19 protein-coding genes are annotated in these 23790 nt (G+C 73.3%); 7 read left to right on the forward strand and 12 right to left on the reverse strand.

What is annotated here, in order from left to right; all coding sequences use genetic code 11:
- Nucleotides 1-102: 102 nt before the first annotated feature.
- The 5 genes from AC3EVP_RS07880 to AC3EVP_RS07900 all read right to left on the reverse strand — a co-directional run bounded on the left by AC3EVP_RS07880 (nt 103) and on the right by AC3EVP_RS07900 (nt 5628).
- Nucleotides 103-1149: a hydroxyacid dehydrogenase gene (locus tag AC3EVP_RS07880; RefSeq protein ID WP_435127555.1), complete on the reverse strand. Its 1047-nt coding sequence runs from the start codon at nt 1147-1149 to the stop codon at nt 103-105.
- A 116-nt stretch (nt 1150-1265) separates the two neighbouring features.
- Nucleotides 1266-2177: a carbohydrate ABC transporter permease gene (locus AC3EVP_RS07885; protein ID WP_435127557.1), complete on the reverse strand. Its 912-nt coding sequence runs from the start codon at nt 2175-2177 to the stop codon at nt 1266-1268.
- Nucleotides 2174-3115 carry a carbohydrate ABC transporter permease gene (locus AC3EVP_RS07890; protein WP_435127559.1) on the reverse strand — a complete coding sequence of 314 codons (942 nt, stop codon included), beginning with the start codon at nt 3113-3115 and terminating at the stop codon, nt 2174-2176. Before AC3EVP_RS07890 ends, AC3EVP_RS07885 begins: the two co-directional genes overlap by 4 nt.
- A gap of 12 nt (nt 3116-3127) precedes the next feature.
- Nucleotides 3128-4447, reverse strand: coding sequence for an ABC transporter substrate-binding protein (locus AC3EVP_RS07895; protein ID WP_435127561.1), 1320 nt, complete (start codon nt 4445-4447; stop codon nt 3128-3130).
- Between the two features lie 104 nt (nt 4448-4551).
- Nucleotides 4552-5628 carry a LacI family DNA-binding transcriptional regulator gene (locus tag AC3EVP_RS07900; protein ID WP_435127563.1) on the reverse strand — a complete coding sequence of 359 codons (1077 nt, stop codon included), beginning with the start codon at nt 5626-5628 and terminating at the stop codon, nt 4552-4554.
- 180 nt (nt 5629-5808) lie between these two features.
- Here AC3EVP_RS07900 and AC3EVP_RS07905 point away from each other — a divergent pair, with 180 nt between their 5' ends.
- Both AC3EVP_RS07905 and AC3EVP_RS07910 read left to right on the forward strand, forming a co-directional pair.
- Nucleotides 5809-8214: a polysaccharide lyase 8 family protein gene (locus AC3EVP_RS07905; protein ID WP_435127565.1), complete on the forward strand. Its 2406-nt coding sequence runs from the start codon at nt 5809-5811 to the stop codon at nt 8212-8214.
- A gap of 109 nt (nt 8215-8323) precedes the next feature.
- Nucleotides 8324-9481, forward strand: coding sequence for a COG1470 family protein (locus tag AC3EVP_RS07910; RefSeq protein ID WP_435127567.1), 1158 nt, complete (start codon nt 8324-8326; stop codon nt 9479-9481).
- Nucleotides 9482-9508: 27 nt separating this feature from the next.
- Here the strand turns inward: AC3EVP_RS07910 and hemC are convergent, their stop codons facing one another.
- The 3 genes from hemC to AC3EVP_RS07925 are packed head-to-tail and all read right to left on the reverse strand — an operon-like array spanning nt 9509 to nt 12859.
- Complete coding sequence (hemC, locus tag AC3EVP_RS07915) at nt 9509-10471, reverse strand: hydroxymethylbilane synthase (RefSeq protein WP_435127569.1); 963 nt, start codon at nt 10469-10471, stop codon at nt 9509-9511.
- A gap of 58 nt (nt 10472-10529) precedes the next feature.
- Nucleotides 10530-11993, reverse strand: a complete 1464-nt coding sequence (locus AC3EVP_RS07920; protein ID WP_435127571.1) for a hypothetical protein — start codon at nt 11991-11993, stop codon at nt 10530-10532.
- The gene (locus tag AC3EVP_RS07925; protein ID WP_335971507.1) at nt 11990-12859 is read right to left on the reverse strand and encodes a class I SAM-dependent methyltransferase; all 870 of its coding nucleotides are present in this window, start codon (nt 12857-12859) and stop codon (nt 11990-11992) included. Before AC3EVP_RS07925 ends, AC3EVP_RS07920 begins: the two co-directional genes overlap by 4 nt.
- Before the next feature lie 242 nt (nt 12860-13101).
- Between AC3EVP_RS07925 and AC3EVP_RS07930 the strand changes: the two genes are divergently transcribed.
- From AC3EVP_RS07930 to AC3EVP_RS07945, 4 genes are read left to right on the forward strand one after another with little or no spacing between them, the layout of a single operon-like run.
- Nucleotides 13102-13911: a response regulator transcription factor gene (locus AC3EVP_RS07930; protein ID WP_335971506.1), complete on the forward strand. Its 810-nt coding sequence runs from the start codon at nt 13102-13104 to the stop codon at nt 13909-13911.
- Entirely contained in the window at nt 13908-15683 is a 1776-nt protein-coding gene (locus AC3EVP_RS07935) for a sensor histidine kinase (protein ID WP_435127574.1), read from the forward strand. Before AC3EVP_RS07930 ends, AC3EVP_RS07935 begins: the two co-directional genes overlap by 4 nt.
- A 55-nt stretch (nt 15684-15738) precedes the next feature.
- Entirely contained in the window at nt 15739-17226 is a 1488-nt protein-coding gene (locus AC3EVP_RS07940; RefSeq protein WP_435127576.1) for a bifunctional glycosyltransferase family 2/GtrA family protein, read from the forward strand.
- The gene (locus AC3EVP_RS07945; RefSeq protein ID WP_435127578.1) at nt 17223-19625 is read left to right on the forward strand and encodes an ArnT family glycosyltransferase; all 2403 of its coding nucleotides are present in this window, start codon (nt 17223-17225) and stop codon (nt 19623-19625) included. Before AC3EVP_RS07940 ends, AC3EVP_RS07945 begins: the two co-directional genes overlap by 4 nt.
- Before the next feature lie 99 nt (nt 19626-19724).
- Here the strand turns inward: AC3EVP_RS07945 and AC3EVP_RS07950 are convergent, their stop codons facing one another.
- On the reverse strand, nt 19725-20186 hold the full coding sequence (locus AC3EVP_RS07950) for a PPOX class F420-dependent oxidoreductase (protein ID WP_335971501.1): 462 nt from the start codon (nt 20184-20186) through the stop codon (nt 19725-19727).
- A 303-nt stretch (nt 20187-20489) separates the two neighbouring features.
- Nucleotides 20490-21425 carry an aldo/keto reductase gene (locus tag AC3EVP_RS07955; protein WP_435127581.1) on the reverse strand — a complete coding sequence of 312 codons (936 nt, stop codon included), beginning with the start codon at nt 21423-21425 and terminating at the stop codon, nt 20490-20492.
- A 58-nt stretch (nt 21426-21483) separates the two neighbouring features.
- On the opposite strand from AC3EVP_RS07955, the gene AC3EVP_RS07960 reads away from it, so the two are divergent.
- Nucleotides 21484-21681, forward strand: coding sequence for a hypothetical protein (locus tag AC3EVP_RS07960; RefSeq protein WP_335971497.1), 198 nt, complete (start codon nt 21484-21486; stop codon nt 21679-21681).
- A 37-nt stretch (nt 21682-21718) separates the two neighbouring features.
- Here AC3EVP_RS07960 and AC3EVP_RS07965 read toward each other — a convergent pair whose 3' ends face one another.
- Both AC3EVP_RS07965 and AC3EVP_RS07970 read right to left on the reverse strand, forming a co-directional pair.
- Entirely contained in the window at nt 21719-22567 is an 849-nt protein-coding gene (locus AC3EVP_RS07965) for an RNA polymerase sigma factor SigF (RefSeq protein WP_335971495.1), read from the reverse strand.
- A gap of 167 nt (nt 22568-22734) precedes the next feature.
- Nucleotides 22735-23565, reverse strand: coding sequence for an RNA polymerase sigma factor SigF (locus AC3EVP_RS07970; RefSeq protein ID WP_435127840.1), 831 nt, complete (start codon nt 23563-23565; stop codon nt 22735-22737).
- Nucleotides 23566-23790 lie beyond the last annotated feature (225 nt).

Consider the following 23790-nt stretch of genomic DNA (forward strand, 5'->3'; position numbering starts at 1 on the left):
GTGCGGAGTGCGGGTGCGGGTGCCGGTACGGGGTGCGGGGTGCGGGGTGCGGGTGCTTGGTGTGCGTACGGGGGCCGGGTGCGCGGGTGCGCGGGGGCGCCCTCACGCGATCCGGTCGAGCCGGTCCGGCCGGACCTCGTGCCGGAAGGGCCGCCCGGCGGCGTACCGGGCCAGCTCGTCCAGCGCCGAGTGCGCCAGCCGGTAGTGCTCGTTGCCCATCGACCCGGCCACGTGCGGGGTGAGCGTCACGTTCGGCAGGTCGTACAGCGGGGAGCCGGCCGGCAGCGGGTCGGGGTCGGTGACGTCGAGGACGGCGTTCAGGCGGCCGAGGGTGACCTCGGGGACGAGGGCCGCGGTGTCGACCAGGGCGCCGCGCGCGGTGTTGACGAGGGTGGCCCCGTCCCGCATCAGGGCGAGCTGCCGGGCACCGATCATGCCCTCGGTGGCGGGCAGTTGGGGGGCGTGCAGGCTCACCACGTCGCTGACCGCGCACAGTTCGTCCAGCGCCGCCGTCCGCACCCCCAACTCCCCTGCCGCCTGCGGGTCGAGGTAGGGGTCGTGGACGACGACGGCGAGGTCGTGCGGCCGCAGCAGCTCGATCACGCGGCGGCCGATGAGCGAGGCGCCCACGATGCCGACGGTCCGGCGGTAGTTGCCGATGTCCGGGTAGCTGTGGCGCCACGCGTGGCGGGTGCCGCGCACCCTGCGGAACTCCTCGCGGATCTGCGGGATCTGCTTGTTGGCGAGGAGGATCGCGGCGACGGTGTACTCCGCGACCGGCAGCGCGTTGGCCCACGCCCCGCTGGAGACGGTCAGGCCCCGGCGCCAGCACGCCTCGGTGACCAGGCCCTTCACCGAACCGGCGGCGTAGACCACCGCCTTGAGCGCGGGGGCGGCGGCCAGCAGCTCCTCGTCCAGCACCGGCGCCCCCCAGCTGGCGAACATCACCTCGGCGTCGCGCAGTTCCGCCGCGGCCCGCCGGTCGTCCAGGTCGTGCACGATCAGCGCTGGGTCCCACACGGCGATCTCGGCGAACCGGGCCCGCGCGCGGTCGTCGAAGAAGCCGTCGGCGAACTGCGGGTCCATCGCCAGTACCACTCGTGGTCGGCCGCTCGCGGCGGGTGTGGACGGCACCCGGGGGACGGGCATACAGGAACTCCTCGGCAGATCGGGGCAGAAGAAGGCGGAAGAAGGAAGGAGAAGCGGAAGAAGCAGAAGAAGGCATGAGGTCGGGGCGCCGCGCGCCAACCGCGCTGCGCCGAGCGCTACTTGACCGCGCCCGCGGTCAGACCGGACCGCCAGTAGCGCTGGAGGCACAGGAAGAGCAGCACCACCGGCACCACGGCGATGACCGCCCCGCAGATCGCCAGCGGCTTCATGTACGGGTCGGTCGCCGCCTGCATCGACCAGATGTAGATGCCGAGCGTGACCGGGTAGAGCTTGAGGTTGGAGAGCATCATCAGGGCGAGGAAGAAGCCGTTCCAGATCGCGGAGAACTGGAAGAGCGTCATCGTGGTGAAGCCCGACCTCAGCATCGGCAGGGCGATGGAGAAGAAGATGCGCAGCTCGCCCGCCCCGTCGATGCGGGCCGCCTCCAGCACCTCGTCCGGCACGTAGCCCGCGCTGAAGACCCGGCCGAGGTAGACCAGGAAGGGGTTGACGACCGAGGGGATCAGCACCGCCCAGACGGTGTTGACCAGGTGGACCTTGGAGGCGAGCAGGTAGAGCGGGATGGCCGTGGCGCTGGTGGGCACCAGGACGCCGACGAGCACCAGGGCGAACAGCTTCTCCTTGCCGCGGAACGCGTACTTGTCGAAGGCATAGCCGGCGGCCACCGAGACCAGTGCGCACAGCACCGCCCCGCCGCCCGCGTACAGCAGGGAGTTCAGGCACCAGCGCAGGTAGATGCCGTGGTCCTGGTGGACCAGCCGGGACAGGTTCCCGCTCAGGTCCAGGTCCTGGAGGCTGAAGACGCCCGCCATCAGCCCGGCGCCGGTCTTGGCCGCGGCCAGCAGCATCCAGGCGGCCGGGAAGAGGGTGTAGGCGGCGGCCAGGACCAGGGCGGTGTTGACCGCGATCTTGGAGGTGCTCCAGGGGCGGCGCCGGCGGGGTGCGGCGGGGCGGTGGCCGGCGGGTCGGGCGCCCGGCTCGGTACGGGGGTCGGCGACGGTGGTCACGCGCGGCTCCACGGGTTCGAGATGCGGGTGACCGCGAAGGACAGCAGGCCGCTGACCAGGGCGATGAGCAGCGAACCGGCCGCGGCCCGGCCGTAGTCGGCGTTCTGGAACGCCTCGGTGTAGGTGTACATGTTCGGCACCCACTTGCTGGTGATGGCCGCGGCGCCGTTCTGGCTCATCATCCAGGGCTCGTTGAAGAGCTGGAGCACCCCGACGCCGGTGAAGAGCCCGACCAGGCCCAGTGAGGTGCGGATCATGGGGAGTTTCACGCTCCAGGCGACCCTGGCCTCGGACGCGCCGTCGACGACGGCGGCTTCCAGGACCTCGCCGGGGATGGCCTGGAGCGCGGCGTAGAAGATGACGACGTTGTAGCCGAGCACCTCCCACAGGCCGATGTTGGCCATGCCGGGCAGGTCGGTGGTGACGCTGCTCAGGTTGAACGGGACGCCCACCGACTGGAGCACCCGCACCACCGGGCTGATGTTGGGCGTGTACAGGTACGCCCAGACCAGGGCGGCGATGACGCCGGGCACCACGTGCGGCAGGAAGAGCGTGAGCTGGAAGAACCGCTTGGCGCGGGCCAGCGCGGAGTCCAGCAGCATCGCGACCGCGAGGGCACTGGCGAGCATCACCGGGACGAACAGCACCGCGTACAGCGCCACATGGACGAAGCCGCTGCGGAAGGCCGGGTCGCCCAGTACGGAGGTGTAGTTGGCCAGGCCGGAGAAGACGGTGCTGGTGCCGCCGAAGCCGAGGCCGGAGCGGTGCGTCCGGAAGAGGCTGAGCCAGATCGCGTAGCCGATCGGGGCGAGCATCGCGGCGGCGAACAGGACGAAGAAGGGGGTGAGCAGCACGGCGGCTGCGGCGCGTTTGCGGTCGCGGGACGTGGGCGCCCGGCGGGCGGGCCACGGTCTGGCGGCCGGTTCGGGGACGGCCATGGTCCGCGGTCCTCAGTTCGCCGAGGAGACGGTCAGGCCGGCGGCCTTCATGTCGGCCGCGGTCTTGCTCTGGGCGGACTTCAGGGCTGCGGCGACGGTGCCGCCGTCGGCGACCTTGTTCAGGCCGTCGGTCAGGTGGCTGGTGGTGCTGACCATGGTCGGCCCCCACACCCAGTCGGTCTTGAGGGAGGCGGCCGCGGCCTTGAACGCCGCGTACAGGTCCTGGTCGCCGTAGTAGGAGCTGTCGAACGCCTGCTGGGCGACGTCGACCAGCTTCGGGACGGCCGGCAGCGCGCTGGAGGCGCCGCCCGCGACGCGGGCCTTGACGGCGGCGGCGTCGGTGGCGATCCAGGTGGCGAACTGAGCTGCCGCGGCGGCGTGCTTGCTGTTCTTGCTGACCGCGGAGGTGGACCCGCCCAGCGCGCCGGTGGCGGCGTTGCCGTCCCAGGTCGGCAGCGGGGCGACGGCCCAGCCCCCGGACTGCTTGGGCAGCGTGGAGGGGTTGTAGGCGGCCTGGTAGGGCGGGTCGATCAGCGCGACCTGCACGCCGCCGGCCTGGTTCGCCTGGACCGTCGGGCTGACCGACGGCAGCGCGCTGACCAGGTGGTCGTCGATGAGGCCCTGCCAGTACGCGGCGACCTTCCGGGTGCCCGCGTCGTCGAAGTCGACCTTCCAGGTGTCGCCGGAGGTGCCGAACCAGCGGGCGCCGGCCTGTGCGGCCAGGGCGGCCACGGTGGGGTCGTCGGTGTTGAAGTTCGTCAGCACCGCCTTGGGGTCGGCCTTCTTCAGGGCCTGCGCGGTGGACCGGAACTGCGCCCAGGTGGTGGGGACGGTCAGGTGGTACTTGGCGAAGAGGTCCTTGCGGTAGTAGAGCATCTCGGGCTCGATGTCGATCGGCACCGCCCAGTTCTTCCCGCCGAGCTTCGTCAGGCTGACCGCGCCGGGCGTGAACTGCGAGGTGACGCTGCTGCCGACGTAGGAGCTGATGTCCTGGACGTAGCCCTGGCTGACGAACTGCGGCAGCTCGCTGTACTCGACGTTGAAGACGTCCGGGCCGTTGCCCGCCTTGACCGCGGCCATCACCTTCGCGTAGCCGGGGGCGCCGCCGGCCTCCAGCACGTACTTGACGTGGACGTCCTGGTGCGTCTTGTTGAACGCGTCGACGACCTGCTGCGCGTTCTTCGTCCAGGTCCAGTAGGTGAGCTGCACCGGCTTGCCGGCGGAGGCGCTGTCCGACGTGCCCGAGGAGCCGCCGCAGGCGGTGGCGCACAGGGCGAGGGAGGCGACCGCCGCCGCGAGTGCGACAGCGGTCTTACGAGTAGGTGCCGTCATGGCGCTGCTCCTTCGAAGCTGAGGCGAAGCACAATGACGGCCATCATTCGGTTACGTTCGATCGTTGTCAATGGGTATCGACAGAAAACGCAACTCAAGCGAAGCTAAACGCTGCTCGACTCCCGGATGTGCAGCTCCGGCAGGATGAACATCCGGCGCCGCGGGCGGTGCGGGCTGCGCACCCGCAGCACGAGCAACTCCACGGCGGTGACGCCGACTTCGTGCTTGGAGGGGGCGACCGCGGTCAGCGGGACGTCGGCGAGGGCGGCGACCTCGTCGTCGTAGGAGACCACGGCGATGTCCCGCGGCACCGCCAGGCCGCGGCCGCGCAGCCGCTGGAGCAGCGCCAGCGCGTCGTTCTCCGGGTGCACGATGACCGCGTCGATCCGCCCGGCCGCCGCCGCGTCCAGGAACGTGGTCATCGGCTGGTCGTAGCTGACCGCCTCGTATCCCTCGCCGCCCAGGTCGATGAAACCGCCGTCCTCCGGCGCCGCCAGGCCCGCGGCGCGCAGGCCCGCGCGGTACCCCTCCTCGATCCACGGCGCCGTCGGGGTGTTGCCCCGCATGAGCAGCGCGATCCGCTGCCGGCCGATGTCCACCAGGTGCCGGACCGCCAGCCGCGCCCCGTAGACGTGGTCGGTGACGACGTGCTCCACGGCCGGCGCGTTCTCGTCGGGGCGGCGCTCCAGCAGGATCGTCGGCACCGGCAGCTCCTCGTGCCAGTGCGGCGCCCCGGGCCGGCCCACCTCGCCGGAGGGCGCGATCAGCAGCCCGTCGATGCCGCCGTCGATCATCTGCCGGGCCTGCGCGTGCTCCTCGCCGGGGTCGTAGTCGGAGACTCGCAGCACCAGGCGGGCGCCCTGCGCGGCTGCCGCCTCGCGCGCCCCCTTGATCACGTCCGGGTAGTAGTAGCTGGCGGACGGCACGATCATGCCCAGCACCAGGGGCAGCCCGGGCGCGGGGGAGGGCGCCGCGGTGTCCGGGGCGGTCTCCGCCACGGTCTCGGGGAGCATCGCGCCGCCGTGCACCCGGGCCAGCAGGCCCCGTTCCGCCAGCACCTCCACGTCCTTGCGGATGGTGACGGGCGACACCCCGAGATCGCCGGCCACGTCCGTGACCCGCATCGAGCCGTGCTCGCGCACCCGGCGCAGGATCGCCTGGTGTCGTTCCTCGGCGTGCATCTGGCAGCTCCCTCCGACGGCGGTTTCGCCTGGCGTAGCGGCAGTCTAGTGGCACCAAGCTCGCATCGGCACGATTTCTTTCGTTTGCTTGTGAACGATTGAATCCGAGCGCAAAGCATTGTCGGGCGCTGCGGTCCGGTGCTACAACCGGTCGCATTCCCGCGCTCCCGGAGGTGGCCCATGGCTTCCCGTCCCCCGTACGGCACCGTCTCCCGCCGAGGCCTGCTGCTGACAGCAGGCGCGTCGGCGTTCGGCCTCGCGCTCGCCGGCACCGGCGCCGCCGGCACCCCGGCGTACGCCGGCACGGCGGCGGACGCGGACCCGTACGCCACGGTGCGCGCCCAGTGGGCCGCGCTCGTCAGCGGCGGCGCGATCGACCCGTCCGACGCCGTGTACACCGCGGCGCTGGCCGCGCTCGACTCCCAGGCGGCGACCGTCGCGGCCGCGCTGGACACCACCGCCGCCAGGACACGGCTCTTCACCGACCTGCCGCTGGGCGCCGACTCCGCGAACGTGACGGCGAGCCTGACCCGGCTCCAGACGCTCGCCCTCGCGTACGCCACCCCGGGCACCGCCCGCTCCGGCGACGCCACACTCCGCCAACAGGTCCTGGACGGCATGGACTTCGTCGTCGCCCGGGCGTACACCACCGACCTGCCGCGGTACGGCTACGGCAACTGGTGGGACTGGCAGATCGGCGCGCCCCAGGCGCTCCAGGACACCGCCAACCTCCTGTACCCCGCCCTGGGCGACGCCCGGATCGCCGCCTACTGCGCGGCGATCGACCACTTCGTGCCCGACCCGACGGTGATCGTGCAGGCCAGTGGCACGTCGGTGTCCACCGGCGCGAACCGGCTCGACCTGTGCCGGGTGCTGATCATCCGCGGGGCGCTCGGCGCGGACGCGTCGAAGATCACCACCGGGGTCGCCGCCATCTCGCCCACCCTTCCCTTCGTCACCACCGGCGACGGCCTCTACGCGGACGGGTCGTTCCTCCAGCACACCTACATCGCCTACACCGGCACCTACGGCGCCATCTGGCTCGGCGACGTGGCCAAGCTGATGAGCGCGCTCGCCGGCACCTCCTGGCAGATCAGCGACCCGCAGGTGGACAACGTCTTCTTCGCCGCCACCGACGCCTTCGCCCCGGTCGTTTACAACGGCCTGATGCTGGACGCGGTGCGCGGCCGGGCGGTCTCGCGGGCCACGGAGTCCGGCGCCGCCGACGGCCTGTCCCTCGCGCGCACCCTTGCCACGCTCGCCCCCGCCGCCGACCCGCAGCTGCGGGCCCGGCTCAACAGCACGGTCAAGGGCTGGCTGCAGCGCACCCCGACCCCGCTGACCTCCGGCTCGGTCGCCTCCATCGCGCTGCTGGACGGCATCCTCGGCGACTCCTCGGTGCCCGCCGCCGCCGAGCCGGTGGGCCACCGCCTCTTCCCCGCCATGGACCGGGCCGTGCACCGGCGCAAGGGCTGGGCCGCCTCGATCAGCATGGCCTCGGACCGCATCGGCCACTACGAGACCGGCGGCAACGAGAACCTGCGCGGCTGGCACACCGGCTCCGGCATGACCCAGCTCCACCTGGACAGCGACAACACCCAGTACGACGACGGATTCTGGCCCACCGTCGACCCCTACCGGCTGCCCGGCACCACCGCCTCGCTGCTGCCGCTGGCCGACGGCCAGGGCGGCGCGTACGCCGAGCCCCGCCCCACCACCGCCTGGGTCGGCGGCGCCACCGACGGCGAGTACGCCGCCATCGGCCAGGACCTCCAGGGCCCGTTCTCCACCCTCACCGGGAAGAAGTCCTGGTTCTGCCTGGACGACGCGGTCGTCTGCCTCGACGCGGGCATCACCTGCGCTGACGGCACCGAGGTCGACACCGTCGTGGACAACCGCAACCTGCACGCCGGCGGCACCAACGCGCTGACCGTCGACGGGGCCCACCAGCCGGGCACCCAGGGCACGCGTACGTACACCGGCGCGCGCTGGGCCGCCGTGGAGGGCGTCGCCGGATACGTCTTCCCCGAGCGCGCCACCCTCACCGCCGTACGCGAGCCGCGCACCGGCTCCTGGCACGACATCAACACCGGCCAGTCCGCGACGCCGCTGACCCGCGACTACCTGACCCTGTACGTCGACCACGGCGTGGACCCGGTGGACGCCCACTGCTCCTACGTGGTCCTGCCCGGGGCGCGCGCCGCGCAGACCGCCGCGCGGGCCGCCGACCGCGACCGGCAGCAGATCCTCGCCAACTGCCGCGACCAGCAGGGCATCCATGTGCCCTCCCTCGGCCTGACCGCCGTCAACTTCTTCGCCGCCGGGACCGTCGGCCCGATCACCGCGAGCGCCCCGGTGTGCGTGCTGATCCGCGAGCACCGGGACGGCACCGCGACCGTCTGCGTCGCCGACCCCGCGCGCCAGGCCACGGCCCTGACCGTCACCTGGCACCGCCCGGTCCGCCGCGTCACCGCCCGCCCGGACGCCCTGACCGCCGCGACCACCGGCCGCACGCTGCGCCTGGTCTTCGGCGACCTCACCGGCCTGGTGGGCGCCACCCAGCAGACCACCGTCCGGCTCGGCTGACGGCGCCGCCCGCCCCGCCGGCCACGGCACCGCCCCCCGGCCGCCCGCCAGTTCGGCACCGGCGGCCGGGTCCCCGGCACCACCACGCCACGACGAGAGGACCAGGCCCATGCGACCCCCCGCGTACACCGCCCCCACCCGGGCGCTCCGCACCCTGCTGACCGGCGCGCTCGTACTCACCGCCGCCCTCGGCGCCACCCTGCTGCCCGGCACCGCCGCCCCCGCGCACGCCGCGGAATTCACCGTCTACACCAACGAACGCGCGGTGGGCCAGCCGGACCTGGCGCAGTACGGCGCGGTCCGCGCGACCGTCGCCTACGACGCCTTCCACTTCACCTGCGACGCCGACGGCTGCTACGCCAATGGCGGCGCGCTGCCCGACCAGGCCACGTTCGAGAACGACATCAGGACGTACGTCGGCGAGTTCGGCGGAGACTCCACCGCCCCGATCGTGCTGGACTACGAGAACATCGTGGTCACCGCGCTGTCCGGCCAGGCCGCCACCAACGCCTTCGACCTGTGGAAGAACGAGCTGATCCCCTGGACGCACGACGCCGAACCCGGCGCCCCGGTGGGCATGTACGGCTACGACTGGCAGACCGCCAACAACACGCTCACCCAGCAGCTGCACCAGGACGGCCTGTTCGACTTCTTCGCGCCCCGCGCCTACACCGGCAGCACCCAGACCGCCGCGAACTGGACCAGCACGCTGAAGAGTTCGGTCGCCAACGACCAGGCCCTCGCGCCCGGCCAGCCCGTCTACCCCTACCTCAGCCCCCAGTTCACCGACACCGGCGCCTCCATGAGCGGCACCCTGCTGGCCAGTGAGATCAGCCAGGTCCAGGCGCTGACCACGGGCGCCGTCATGTGGGAGCCCAGTGCCGCGGCGGCCGCGGACTGCCCCTGGATCGAGCAGTTCGCCTACACCATGGGCCAGTTGACCGGCACCGGCAGCAGCGGCCCGCTGTCCGTGACCGCGACCGTCCCGAACACCTGCGTCGTCACCCGCGGCGGCACCACGAGCGTCCCGGTCACCGTCACGAACAACGGGACCGCCACCAGCGCCGCCACGGTGATGCGGCCCGTCGCCGGACCGCAGGGCATCACCGAGTCCTACACCTACTACGACGTGCCCGCCCTGGCGCCCGGCGGCACCTGGACCACCACCTTGTCGATCACCGTGCCCGCCGCGCAGACCGACGGCAGCGCCCTGCTGGAGATCGACTACGGCACCGGCTTCCAGCGCCTGACCGTGATCGCCGCCTAGCGGGGGCGACCCGGCCGCGCCGCCGGCTCAGTGCGGGATGGCCTCGATGACGGCGCGGGCACCCCCGGCGAGCAGATCGGCGGCCACACGGGCGCCGAGAGCGGCCGGGGTGTCGCCCGCCGCCGCGGTGCGGCGCGCGTCGACGACGGTGCCGCCGTCGGCGGAGAACACCATGCCGCGCAGGGTGAGCCGGCCGTCGGCGGTGGTGGTGCAGTGCCCGGCGATGGGGCTGTTGCAGTGGCCGCGCAGGGCATGCAGCATCGCGCGCTCGGCGCCGACCTCGGCCGTGGTCCGCGCGTGGTCGAGGCGGGCGAGCAGCCCGGCGGTGGCGGTGTCGTCGGCGCGGCACTCCAGGCCGAGCGCGCCGGAGCCGACGGCCGGCAGGATCTCGTCGACGGTGAAGACCTGCCGGCCGCGGTCGGTCAACTCCAGCCGGGCCAGGCCCGACGCGGCCAGCACCATGGCGTCCGGCGGCGCGGTGTCGACCGGCGTGCGGCCGTCCAGCTTGTCGATCCGGGTGCCGACGGCGCCGCGCACCCGGACGATCTCCAGATCCGGGCGCAGCCGCCTCAGCTGCGCCGTGCGGCGTACCGCCGAGGTCGCCACGACGGCGCCGTGCGGCAGGTCGCCGAGGGCCGCGCGCGGCGACCCGGCGGGGAAGAGCAGGACGTCGCGGACGTCGTCGCGCGGGAGGTGGGCGGCGATGGCCAGGCCGTCGGGCAGCGGGGTGTCGCCGGGCATGTCCTTGACGCAGTGCACGGCCAGGTCGACGTCGCCGCGCTGGAGCATGACGTCGATCTGCTTGACGAACAGGCCCTTCCCGCCGAGCTTCGACAGGTCGCCGTGCCAGCGGTCCGCCTCGGTGGTGACGGGCACCAACTCGACCGTCAGGTCCGGCTGCTGCTTGCGCAGCAGGTCCGCCACCAGGTGGGCCTGCGCGAGCGCCATCGGCGAGCTGCGGGTGCCGAGCCGTACGGTCGGGGCGTTCATGGGGCAGCGGTCCTCTCGTTGCGCCGTCGTCCTTCCACGGTAGCTGCCGGCGGGCGGGCTACGGTCCGGTGGGTCGGCCGCGCTGGGGCGGCACCCCCGGGTTCCCCGGGTCGCCGCCACCGCTGCCACTGCCGTCGCCCGGGTCGGCCGCCGCAGCCGCGACGGGACCCGCGACGGGCCCCGCCGCCGCGCCGGGCAGGGCGGTCGCGCCCGCTGCGGCGCCCACCGCCGCGGCCACTCCCGCCACTCCCCCCGCGGGCGCCGTACCGGCCGTACCCGTACCGGCCACGCCCGTACCGGCCGCCTGAGGGGCCACGACCGGCCCGAGCACTTCGGGCGGCTCCGGCAGCGCCGCCGGCCCGCGCCGCAGGAACGACCGGCGCAGCGCGCCCGGCAGCATCGCCGCCACCAGCCCGGACGTCGCCATCCCGAGCAGCCCGGCCACCACGCCGATCTTCGTCCACAGCGACACCTGCGGCAGCACGAACACCGCGATGTCCAGGCCGAACGAGGCCGCGCTGACCACGGTGAGCGCGGCGGCGACCCGGTTGAGCCGGGTGTCCAGGGCCTCGGCCCGCTCCGAGGCGGCGGCCAGCAGCGAACTGCTCACGTAGCCCAGGAGTTTGTCCGCGCGCTCCTGCGTGTCGTCCAGGCCCATCGTCAGGCGCGCGGCCAGGTAGCTCGCGCGGTGCGCCTGGGAGGACTCCACGCGGTAGCTGTCCAGGTGGTGGAAGTCGGCCCACAGCCCGTCGAGGAAGCGGCGGAAGGCGTGCACGTCGGTGCTGGCGGGGTGCGCGTGCGCGAGGTCGCCGAGCACCCAGCGCCCGGCGATGAGCGCCCCGGCGAGCAGGGACTGCTGGGCGACCGCGATGTCGGTCGGCTCGGTCATCGTCAGCAGCTCGGCGAGCGGCGCGGCCGGGTCGTGGTCCCAGGCGTAGGTGTACGGCAGCAGGATGCGGCAGTCCGGGCCCGCGCTGACCTCGGGCACCCGCGGGTCCCGCCGCCACGGCGGGTCCTGGCAGACGTAGTGCGCGTTGTAGCGGGCCGAGCGGCGGTCGATCGGCGAGCGCGCGCCGCCCACCGCCAGGTCGGGGCGCAGCGCGATGCTGCGCACCAGGCCGCTGTTGACCGCGGCGGTCAGCACCGCGCTGAGGATCGGGCCGTCGGTCTCGCGCAGGACGCGGTTGACGCGGGCGTCCAGGGCGTCGAGGTCGAGCAGCTCCAGCTGCCGCAGGTCCTGCTCGTGGCGCAGCGCGTAGACCACCAGTACGGTGCCGGCGGTCAGGATGCGGGCGCGGCAGGCGACGACCTCCACGCCGGGCAGCGAGACGGCCGGGCGGATCAGGCCGGTCAGGTCCAGCTCGACGGTGGTGTCCGGGTTGTAGGCGAGGGAGTCCAGGCTGCCGAGCACCGGTTGCAGCTCGCCGTGGCCGGGCACGGCGAACAGGTCGAGGGCGGTGGCCGGGGTGCGGTGGTGCAACGGGTAGGCGCGGCACTGGAGGTGGAGCACCCCGGCGGTCACGGGCAGCCGTCCGCACCGTGCTCCCGGTGCGGGCCGCCTGCGCCCGCTGTGTGCCACGACACGGCGACGTACTCCGGGATGAGGGCGGCCTCGGGCACCACCACCCGCTGAAGGTAGCGGCGTTGCAGGTCCTCCGGGCCCTGGTCGTCCAGCGGCGCGCCCAGCAGCGCGGCCAGCTCGGCGTGCGTGTGGTGGCTGGCCTCCTCCGGGACGGACCTGCGGCGGAACCACGCGCGCTGGTCGGCCAGCACCACGCTGCCCGCCGCGGCCGCGGGCCAGTAGCTCACCGCGGTCACCGCGGTCGTACCGAACCGGGCACCGAGCGTGACGACTTCGCGGGCGTCCTGCGGCGACAGGTAGAAGACGACGCCCTCGACGACGTAGGCGACCGGCCGCCCGGCCGCGACCGCCCGCACCTGCCCGACCACCGCGGCGCGGTCCGCCGCCACCGCCAGGTCCGCGCCGATGTGCCGTACGTCACGCGCCGGTACGGTCCCGTCGGCGGTCAGCTCCGCCGCGCGCAGCCGCTTCGCCTCCGCCATGTGCGGCAGGTCCACCTCGATCGCCACCGGGAAGCCCAGCAGCCAGGGGTAGGAGGAGAAGCCCGCGCCGCACACCACCAGCACGGTGTCCGGGTCGGCGCGCAGCGCCTCGGCGAGGGTGTCGGCGATGAAGCGGCCGCGCAGCGCGACCACCAGGTCGTCGTGCGGGTAGACGGCGTCGGAGAACTCCTGCCACAGCGCCTTGACGTCCGGGCGCTGCGCCTCGGGAATCCAGGCGGCCGCCAGGCCGTCCTCGGCGAGGTCGGGCCGCCGGGCCCGCGACTCGTTGACGAGATACGCCGTCAGTCCGACTCCACCCTGCATGGTGCGACCTGCCCCCGATCGTGACGTGGCGTCAGCGTGCTTGTGCGGCAGCCGACTTCGCTCCTTCGTACCATCGCCGGGTGGGGCGGACGCAAGGGTGCGGGTGGCGCGGACGCCAGGGGGCGGGGGCGGCGGGCCCCGGCTCCCGCCTTGATCCAGGCTTCATGTTGCGGGCCCGATTCTCAGAATTTTCACAGAAACGGATTAAGGCTGCTCTCATAGCCCGTGCACAGGGTGTCCGTATGCCTTCCACTTCTTCGGCGGCCACCCGCTCCACCCAGGCCGCCGCCTCCGCGACCCATACCGCCCACACCACGCCCGGCGCAGCCGCCGCCGGCGACCTCGCCCGCCCGGACGGCTCCCCGGTCCGGGTCCTCGTCGTCGACGACGAGGCGCCCCTGGCCGACCTGCTCTCCATGGCCCTGCGCTACGAGGGCTGGCAGGTGCGTACTGAAGGCGACGGCGCGAGCGCGCTGCGTTCGGCCCGCGAGAACCGCCCCGACGCGGTGGTGCTCGACGTGATGCTCCCCGACATGGACGGGCTGGAGGTGCTGGCCCGGCTGCGCCGCCAGACCCCGGACGTGCCCGTGCTGTTCCTGACCGCGAAGGACGCGGTCGAGGACCGGATCGCCGGCCTCACGGCGGGCGGCGACGACTACGTGACCAAGCCGTTCAGCCTGGAGGAGGTCGTCGCCCGCCTGCGCGGGCTGCTGCGCCGCTCGGGCGCCGCCGCCGTACGCAACGAGTCCGTGCTCGCCGTCGGCGACCTCGTCCTGAACGAGGACAGCCACGAGGTCAGCCGCGGCGGCGACAACATCCACCTCACCGCGACCGAGTTCGAGCTGCTGCGCTACCTCATGCGCAACCCGCGCCGGGTGCTGAGCAAGGCCCAGATCCTGGACCGGGTCTGGTCCTACGACTTCGGCGGCCAGGCCAATGTGGTCGAGCTGTACATCTCCTACCTGCGCCGCAAGATCGACGCCGGCCGCGCCCCGATGATCCACACCCGGCGCGGCGCCGGCTACCTGATCAAGCCAGGCGAGCCGGTGTGACCCGGCCCGCCCCGACCACGGCGCACCCCCACGGCCCGGCCGCGCCGGCCGGACCGGGCCCCGGCGCGGCCGGCGCGGACCCCCGCACCGGACCCGGCCCCGGCCACCGCCGTGCCCCGGGCGGTGCCACACCCGCGCCCCCGCTCCCCCGCACCCCGCCGCGCGCCAGGCGCTGGGCGCCGCGCCGCTGGTCCCTGCGCCGCCGGCTGGTCGCCTCCTGCGTGGCCCTGGTCGCCGTCGTCTGCGCGGTGATCGGCGCGGTCACGATATTCGCGCTGCACGACTTCCTGTACGGCCAGCTCGACGCGAAGGTGCACGACACGGCGGCGCGCGCCGACGGCCCGCGCCCGGACCAGTCCGGGCCCGGCCAGAACGTCCCCGGCAGCCAGAGCACGCTGGGCCCGACCGGCACCGGCGCCGCCGACCTGCCCCGCAGCATCTCCTTCGTCTTCCTCGCCGGCGGCGGCCAGCCCGGCGAGACGGTCGCCGCGACCGTCAGCTCCACCGGCGCGGTCACCGAGGCCGCCGTCAGCGCCACCAGCCCCTCCACCGGCCAGCTCGTCGCCGACGACCTCACCGCCAAACAGGCCGCGGCCTTCGCCGACGTGCCGCGCGACGGCAAGCCGCACAGCATCACCGTCCCGGGCCTGGGCCAGTACCGCGTCGAGTCGGCCGCCGCCGCCTCCGACGGCAGCACCATCCTGGTCGGCCTGAGCACCGCGGGCACCGAGGACACCCTGTCCACCCTGCTGTGGGTGGAGGTCTCGGTCACCGCCGCCGGGCTCGTCGCCGCCGGCCTCGCGGGCGCCGCCCTGATGCGGATCGCCCTGCAACCGCTGCGCCGGGTCGCTGCCACGGCCACCCGCGTCGCCGAACTGCCGCTGCACCGCGGCGAGGTGGCCCCGCTGAGCCGGGTGCCGGACTCCGACACCGACCCGCGCACCGAGTTCGGGCAGGTCGGCGCCGCCCTCAACCGGATGCTCGGGCATGTCGGCTCCGCGCTGCACGCCCGGCAGGAGAGCGAGACCCGGGTCCGGCGGTTCGTCGCCGACGCCAGCCACGAGCTGCGCACCCCGCTCGCCTCCATCCGCGGCTACGCCGAGCTGACCCGCCGCGGCCAGGAGCCGGTCGGCCCCGACACCAAGCACGCACTGGGCCGGATCGAGTCCGAGGCGGCCCGGATGACCACGCTCGTGGAGGACCTGCTGCTGCTGGCCCGGCTCGACGCGGGCCGCCCGGTCGACCGGACCGACACCGACCTGTCCCCGCTGGTGGTGGACGCGGTCAGCGACGCCCGCGCGGCCGGCCGCGACCACATCTGGCGGCTGGAGCTGCCCGACGAGCCGGCCACCGTGTACGGCGACGCGCCGCGCCTGCAACAGGTGCTCGCCAACCTGCTCGCCAACGCCCGCAACCACACCCCGCCCGGCACGACCGTCACCGCCCGGGTGCGCTGCCGGCCGGCCGACCCGGTCGCGCGCCGCCCGGCGCACGTGCTGCTCCAGATCGAGGACGACGGCCCCGGCATTCCCGAGAAGCTGCGCCGGCACGTCTTCGAGCGGTTCGCCCGCGGCGACGCCTCCCGCTCCCGCGGGGCCGGCAGCACCGGCCTGGGCCTGGCCATCGTGCACTCGGTGGTCGCCGCGCACGGCGGCAGCGTGGACGTGGCGTCCGTGCCGGGCCGCACCGTCTTCACGGTCCTGCTGCCGGCCCGGGCCGGCACCGGGGTGACGCATGTCACAACAGCCTCACCTGCACCAACAGACTCATAGGTGGCCCTCAGTCTCGGCACATCGCCATGACAGGCCGGTTGCCGAGGCTCATGGCATGCGAACCAATCTCGGCAACCTGCCCGCCCGTCGGCACCTGCCGGTCACGGCCGCAGTCCATGCCACCGACGCCGCGACCCGCCCGAGCACCGGCGCCCCACCGGGGCCCGGTGCGCCCGTCGCCCCCGTACTCGACGTCGTCGTCCCCGTCTACAACGAGGAGGACGGCCTCGGCCCCGGCGTGCGCCGGCTGCACGCGCACCTCACCGAGACCTTCCCGTACTCCTTCCGGATCACCATCGCCGACAACGCCAGCACCGACCGGACGCCCGCGATCGCGGCGCACCTGGCCGCGGAGCTGCCCGAGGTCGTTTCCTTCCGGCTGGAGCAGAAGGGCCGCGGGCTGGCGCTGCGCACCGTGTGGACCGCATCGGACTCCCCGGTGCTCGCGTACATGGACGTGGACCTGTCCACCGACCTCAACGCCCTGCTGCCGCTGGTCGCCCCGCTGATCTCCGGCCACTCCGACCTGGCGATCGGCTCGCGGCTGGCGCAGTCCTCGCGGGTGGTGCGCGGCGCCAAGCGGGAGTTCATCTCCCGCACGTACAACCTGATACTGCGCGGCTCGCTCGCCGCGCACTTCTCCGACGCGCAGTGCGGCTTCAAGGCGATCCGCGCGGACGTCGCGCAGCGGCTGCTGCCGATGGTCGAGGACGCCGGCTGGTTCTTCGACACGGAGATGCTGGTGCTCGCCGAACGCGCGGGCCTGCGCATCCACGAGGTCCCGGTGGACTGGGTCGACGACCCGAACAGCAGCGTGGACATCGTGCGGACCGCCACCGCCGACCTGCGGGGCGTGTGGCGGGTGGGCAGGGCGCTGGCCACCGGACGGCTCGCGCTGGACCGGCTGCGCCGCCCGTTCGGGGAGGACCCGCGCGACCGCGAACTGCCGGGCGTGCCGCCCGGACTGGCCCGCCAGCTGGTCGGGTTCTGCGCGGTCGGCGTGCTCAGCACGGCGTTCTACCTGGTGCTGTACTTCCTCTTCCGCAACGGGATGAACTCCCAGTTCGCCAACGCGCTGGCGCTGCTGCTGTCCGCGCTCGCCAACACCGCCGCCAACCGGCGGCTCACCTTCGGGGTGCGCGGCTCGGACCGGGCGGTCCGCCACCAGGCGCAGGGGCTGGTGGTGTTCGCCATCGGCCTCGCGCTGACCAGCGGCTCGCTCGCCGCGCTGCACACCGCGGCGCCGCACCCCGCGCACCGCACCGAACTCGCGGTCCTGGTCGCGGCGAACCTTGCCGCGACGGTGCTGCGCTTCCTGCTCTTCCGCGCCTGGCTCTTCCCGGACCGCTCCGACCAGGACGGCCGCGGCACCGGGACCGTCCTCGACGCCGAGGAAGGCGCCGACGGCGGCTACGCCCCCCACCCCGTCCCCGCCGCGGCCGCCGACGGCCCGGACGGCACCGCCCGGGCCGGCCTCGTCGGCTATGACGGCTACGACGACTACGACGACCGCGACGACCACGATCTGAGGAGCGCCCGATGACCACCCCGAGCGACGCACACGCGCTGGACGGTGTGGCCGGCCCGCCCGGCCCCGCACCCGGCCCGGTCGCCGGAACCGCCGCCGAGCCGGCCGCCGCCGAGGCGTCCGCTGCCCGGTCGGCCGCCGTCGACGTACCGGCCGGTGACGTACCGGCCGCCGGCGCCCATGCCGCACCCGGGTCGCACGCCGCGCAGTCGGCGGGCGGCGCCCGGGGCCTGCCGCGCCGCGTCTGGCGCGGCCGCCCCGAGGACCCGGCCTGGGTCCGCCCGGCCTTCCTCGGCCTGCTGGTCGCCACGCTCGTGCTCTACCTGTACGACCTGGGCGCCTCCGGCTACGCCAACTCCTTCTACTCCGCCGCCGCCCAGGCGGGCAGCCAGAGTTGGAAGGCGTTCTTCTTCGGCTCCTCCGACGCGGCGAACTCCATCACCGTCGACAAGCCGCCGGCCGCGCTGTGGCCGATGGCCCTGTCGGTACGCCTGTTCGGCCTCGGCTCGTGGCAGATCCTCGTGCCCGAGGCGCTGATGGGCGTCGGCACCGTCGGCGTGCTCTACGCGTCCGTACGGCGGCGGTTCGGCCCCGGCGCGGGCCTGACCGCGGGCGCGGTGCTGGCGATCACCCCGGTCGCGGCGCTGATGTTCCGCTTCAACAACCCCGACGCGCTGCTGGCCCTGCTGATGGTCACCGCCGTCTACTGCGTACTGCGCGCCATCGAGGACGCCCGCACCAAGTGGCTGGTGATCGCCGGCGTCGTCTTCGGCTTCGCGTTCCTGACCAAGACCCTCCAGGCGTGGCTGATCCTGCCGCCGCTCGCCGTGGTCTACGCGGTCTGCGCGCCGACCCCGCTGCGCCGCCGCCTGCTCCAGATCCTCTACTCCGCCGTCGCGATGGTGGTCGCGGGCGGCTGGTGGGTCACCATCGTGGAGCTGTGGCCCAAGTCCTCCCGCCCGTACATCGGCGGCTCCCAGGACAACAGCTTCCTGTCGCTGACCTTCGGCTACAACGGCTTCGGCCGGATCACCGGCAACGAGACCGGCAGCGTCGGCGGTGGCGGCGGCCCGGGCGGCGGCAACAGCGGCGGCATGTGGGGCGCCACCGGCATCGGCCGGCTGTTCAACTCGGAGATGGGCGGCCAGATCGCCTGGCTGCTGCCGGCCGCGTTCGTGGCGCTGCTCGCGGGCGTGTGGATCACCCGCAAGGCCCGCCGCACCTCGGCGACCCGGGCGGCGTTCCTGCTCTGGGGCGGCGCGCTGCTGATGACGTTCGTGACGTTCAGCTACATGTCCGGGATCTTCCACCAGTACTACAACATCGCCCTCGCGCCCTACATCGCGGCGCTGGTCGGCATGGGCGCGTCGGTGCTGTGGCAGCGGCGCACCCACATCGCGGCCGCCTCGGTGATGGCGCTCACCGTCGCCGGCACGGCCGTGTGGTCCTACACGCTGCTGCACCGCAGCCCCGACTGGCACCCGTGGCTGCGGGTCGCGGTCGTCGTCGCCGGCGCGGTGGCCGCGCTGGCGCTGCTGGCCGGCGCGCTGCCGGGCATGGCGTCGGCACGGGTCGGCGCCCGGCTCGCGGTGCTGTCCGCGGTGGTCGGGATCGCGGCGATCCTGGGCGGACCGGTGGCGTACACGCTCGACACGGTGAGCACCGGGCACGAGGGGTCCATCGTGACCGCCGGGCCGTCCGTGCAGGGCGGCATGGGTGGATTCCCCGGCGGCGGTGGCGGTGGCGGCGGCAGGGGCGGTTTCCCGGGCGGCGGTGGCGGCACCCCGCCGACCGGCACCATGCCCGGCAACGGCAATGGCAGCACCAACGGCAACGGCAGCACCAACGGCACCGGCGGCTTCCCGGGCGGCGGCTTCGGCCAGCTGCCCGGCCAGGGCAACGGCAACTCCCAGGGCAACTCCCAGGGCCAGCTGCCCGGCCAGGGCAACGGCAACAGCCAGTCCCAGGGCCAGGGCACGAACGGCTTCCCCGGCGGCACCTCGGGCGAAGGCGGCATGGGCGGCAACGCCGGCGGCATGGGCGGCCTGCTCGACGGCGCCCAGGTCAGCTCCGCGGTCAAGGCGCTGCTGCTGAAGGACGCGAGCCACTACACCTGGGTCGCCGCGGCCGTCGGCTCGCAGAACCAGGCGAGCTACCAGCTGGCCACCCAGAAGCCGGTGATGTCCGTCGGCGGCTTCAACGGCAGCGACCCGTCGCCGACCCTGGCGCAGTTCGAGAAGTACGTCTCCGAGGGCCGTATCCACTACTTCATCGGTGGCGGCGGCTTCGGCGGCAGCTCGATGGGCGGCAGCAACGCCGCGTCGTCCATCAGCTCCTGGGTCTCCTCGCACTACACCGCCAAGACCGTGGGCGGCACCACCGTCTACGACCTGACGGCGCCGAAGTCGAAGTGACACCCCGTCCGGGCCGCGTGAGCGCGCGGCCCGGACGCAGCACGGCCCGCGGCCGGTTCGTCCGGTCCGCGGGCCGCGGTGCGTGCGGCGGGGGTGCGCTCAGGCGAGGCGGGCGGGGAAGCCGCCGGTCGCGATCGGGCCCCAGCGCTCCGGGGTGATCCGGATGATGGACTTGCCCTGCCGGACCATCGCCTCGCGGTACTCCGCCCAGTCCGGGTGCTCGCCGGAGATGTTCCGGAAGTACTCCACCAGCGGCTCGACGGAGTCCGGTACGTCCAGCACCTCCGCGCGGCCGTCGACCTGCACCCACGCGTCGTTGAAGGAGTCGGAGAGCACGATCACGCTGACCCGCGGGTCGCGCCTGGCGTTGCGGGTCTTGGCCCGCTCGGGGTAGGTCGAGACGACGATCCGGCCGGAGTCGTCCACCCCGCAGGTGAGCGGGGAGCCCTGGGGGCGGCCGTCGGCGCGGGTGGTGAGCAGGATGGCGTGGTGCCGCGGCCGGATGAACTCCAGCAGTTCGTCCAGGCCGACACGGGTGTTGGTGGCGATGTTGGGAGCCATGCCCGCACCCTACGCCGCTGTGTAGGTCCCGGCGGGCGGCCTCGGCCGTCCCCTGCTCCGGCCGCCGCCAGGACCCGTGCCCGTGTCGTACGACCCGACCTCTCCGCTGCGGGTGCGTGTCGTGCGACCGGGAGTCGTACGTCGCGCGGGCGGGGTGCCGGCCCGCGCAAGTGATTGCCTGAAGCAACCGTATGGCCGATGGTTGCACTGCGCAAGGGCGTGGGCGCCACGGCCGGGTGGAGTGCGCGACCTCACAGGGCGGACGCCGGCGCACCGCGGCGCCGCCGGCCCGCCCGCGGCGCGCTACGACGCGGCGGCGGTGAGGGCCGCCACCTCCTGCTCGGTCAGCTCCAGTTCGGCGACGGCGGTCAGCGCGGGCACCTGCTCGACCGTACGGGCGCTGGCGATCGGCGCCACCACCGTCGGCTGCGCGGCCAGCCACGCCAGCGCGACCGTGGTGACCTCGGCGCCGTGGGCGGCGGCCACCTCGTCGAGCGCCGCGAGCACCTTCGGGCCGGTGGGCGTGGACAGATACTGGCCGGCCTTGCCCGCGCGGGCGCTGTCGACCTCGGTGCCCGGGCGGTACTTGCCGGTCAGGAAGCCGGAGGCGAGCGCGTAGTAGGGCGCGGTGGACAGGCCGCGGGCGGCCACGAGGTCGGCGAGCGGGCCCTCGAACGTGTCGCGCTCGACCAGGCTGTACAGGGGCTGCACGATCTCGTACCGCGCCAGGCCCTCGCGCTCGGAGAAGTCCAGGGAGGCGGCGAGCCGCTCGGCGGAGATGTTGGAGGCGCCGATCGCGCGGACCTTGCCCTCCTTCACCAGGGCGTCCAGCGCGGTGATGATCTCCTCGACCGGCACCTCGGGGTCGTCGCGGTGCGTGTAGTACAGGTCGATGTGGTCCACGCCGAGCCGGCGCAGCGACGCCTCGGCGCCCTTCTTGATGGTGTCGGCCCGCAGTCCCTTGAAGTCGGGGTGGCTGCCGACCTTCGTGGCGATCACCACGTCGTCCCGGCGGCCGCGGCGGGCCAGCCAGGCGCCGATGATCTTCTCGGACACCCCGCCGCCGTTGCCCGGCACCCAGGCCGAGTACACGTCGGCGGTGTCGACGAAGTTGCCGCCGCGGCCGGTGAAGGCGTCGAGGACGGCGAACGACTGGGCCTCGTCAGCCGTCCAGCCGAAGACATTGCCGCCGAGGGAGAGGGGGAAGACGTCGAGTGCGGAGTTGCCGATGCGAGCCATGACAGGTGCAACAACCGGGGGTGCGGGTTATTCCGCCGACACGCTAGGGTCAGGCGGCATGTCGAACTCCTCGCCGAACCCTGAGAACAACTACGACCCGGCCGGCAGCACGCAGATGTTCCGCGCCTTCGTCGACGAGCAGCCGCCGCCCGTGCAGGTGCAGCGCGCGCAGAGCCGCAGCCGCGCGGGCCTGATCATCGGTGTGGTCGTGGTCCTGGTGGTGATCGTGGGAGTGGTCGCGCTCGCGATGAAGTAGCGGCGACCACTCCCCCTTCCTGCGCCTCCGGCGCTGGTCACGCCTCGGAGGTCAGTCCGATCCGGAGCTGCGCCAGCGTACGGGTCAGCAGGCGGGAGACGTGCATCTGGGAGATGCCGACCTCCTCGCCGATCTGCGACTGCGTCATGTTCGCGAAGAACCGCAGCATGATGATCTGGCGCTCGCGCGGCGGCAGTTGGGCCAGCAGCGGCTTCAGCGACTCGCGGTACTCGACGCCTTCGAGGGCGCTGTCCTCGTAGCCCAGCCGGTCGGCCAGGGTGCCCTCGCCGCCGTCGTCCTCCGGCGGCGGGGAGTCCAGCGAGCTGGCCGTGTACGCGTTGCCGACGGCCAGCCCGTCGACCACGTCTTCCTCGGAGACGCCGAGGCAGGAGGCCAGTTCGGCGACGGTCGGGGAGCGGTCCAGCTTCTGCGACAGCTCGTCGCTCGCCTTGGTCAGCGCCAGCCGCAGCTCCTGGAGCCGACGCGGCACCCGCACCGACCACGAGGTGTCGCGGAAGAAGCGCTTCACCTCGCCGACGATGGTCGGCATCGCGAACGTCGGGAACTCGACGCCGCGTTCGCAGTCGAACCGGTCGATCGCCTTGATCAGGCCGATCGTGCCGACCTGGACGATGTCCTCCATCGGTTCGTTGCGGCTGCGGAAGCGGGCCGCGGCGTACCGCACGAGCGGCAGGTTCAGCTCGATGAGCGTGTCGCGGACGTAGGCGCGGTCCGGGCTGTCGACCGGGAGCGCCGCCAGCCGCAGGAACAGCGAACGGGACAGCGTACGGGTGTCGATGGCATCGCTGTGCACAGCGCCATGCGCTACGTCAGCGTCGGTTGCGTCGGTACGAAGCACCTTGGGACTGCCCAACTGTACGGACATGCCACCCCCTTGAGGTCGCGGACGGGCGTCGCGAGCGACGGTTGTTCCTCCACTGGAATACCGGAGGACCGGCCGTCACAAACGCGCTATCCGCAGAATGTCACATGTCGGCAACACGCTGTAGCGTCATGTCGACTTATCTGTGCAGGTGGCTTGATCCCGTTGGGTTACGCTTCGATCTGATTTGCGGATCTGAGGCGGGCGAAGCTCCGCGACAGCAGCCGGGACACGTGCATCTGGGAAACTCCCAGCTCAGCACTGATCTGGGACTGTGTCAGGTTGCCGAAGTAGCGCAGCAGCAGGATGCGCCGCTCGCGCTCCGGCAGTTGCACCAGAAGATGCCGGACCAGGTCGCGGTGCTCGACGCCGTTGAGCGCGGGGTCCTCGTAGCCGAGCCGGTCCAGCAGCCCGGGGGCGCCGTCGCCCTCCTGGGCGGCCTCCAGCGAGGTCGCGTGGTAGGCGCGGCCGGCCTCCAGGCAGGCGAGCACCTCGTCCTCCGACAGCCGCAGCCGCTCGGCGATCTCCGCGGTCGTCGGCGAGCGGCCGTGCAGCACCGTGAGGTCCTCGATGGCGCCGCTGACCTGGACCCACAACTCGTGCAGCCGGCGCGGCACGTGCACGGTGCGCACGTTGTCCCGGAAGTAACGTTTGATCTCCCCGACCACGGTGGGCATCGCGAAGGTCGGGAACTGCACCCCGCGCTCTGGGTCGAACCGGTCGATCGCGTTGATCAGGCCGATCGTGCCGACCTGGACCACGTCCTCCATCGGCTCGTTGCGGCTGCGGAAGCGCGCCGCGGCGTACCGCACCAGCGGCAGGTTCACCTCGATCAGCGCGGCGCGCACCCGGCTGTGCTCGGGCGTGCCCGGCTCCAGCCGGGCGATCTGCTCGAAGAGCACCTGGGTCAGCGCGCGTGCGTCGGCCGCGTTGCTGTTCGGCGTCCGCGTCCTGCCGCGCGGATACGTCGTCGCTGGCGTTGACGCCGTACGGGCCGGCACCGGCACACCACACCCCTTATCGGTCCACTCCAGCCTGCTGCGACTGCAACATCCGGCGAACATCCGTCAAAGCGTCGGTCAAGAAAACGTCGGGCAAAGCGGTCATAGCATCACAATTCATGTGTGCTTTGTGCAAGCACCGCATATTGCCGTGTTGTACGAACGGTTGTACGTCGAGCGCGCGCCACCCGGCCGGCAGGGCATGGCGAAGCCCCCCGCCGCGGA

This window comes from Actinacidiphila sp. bgisy144 (genome assembly GCF_057708105.1).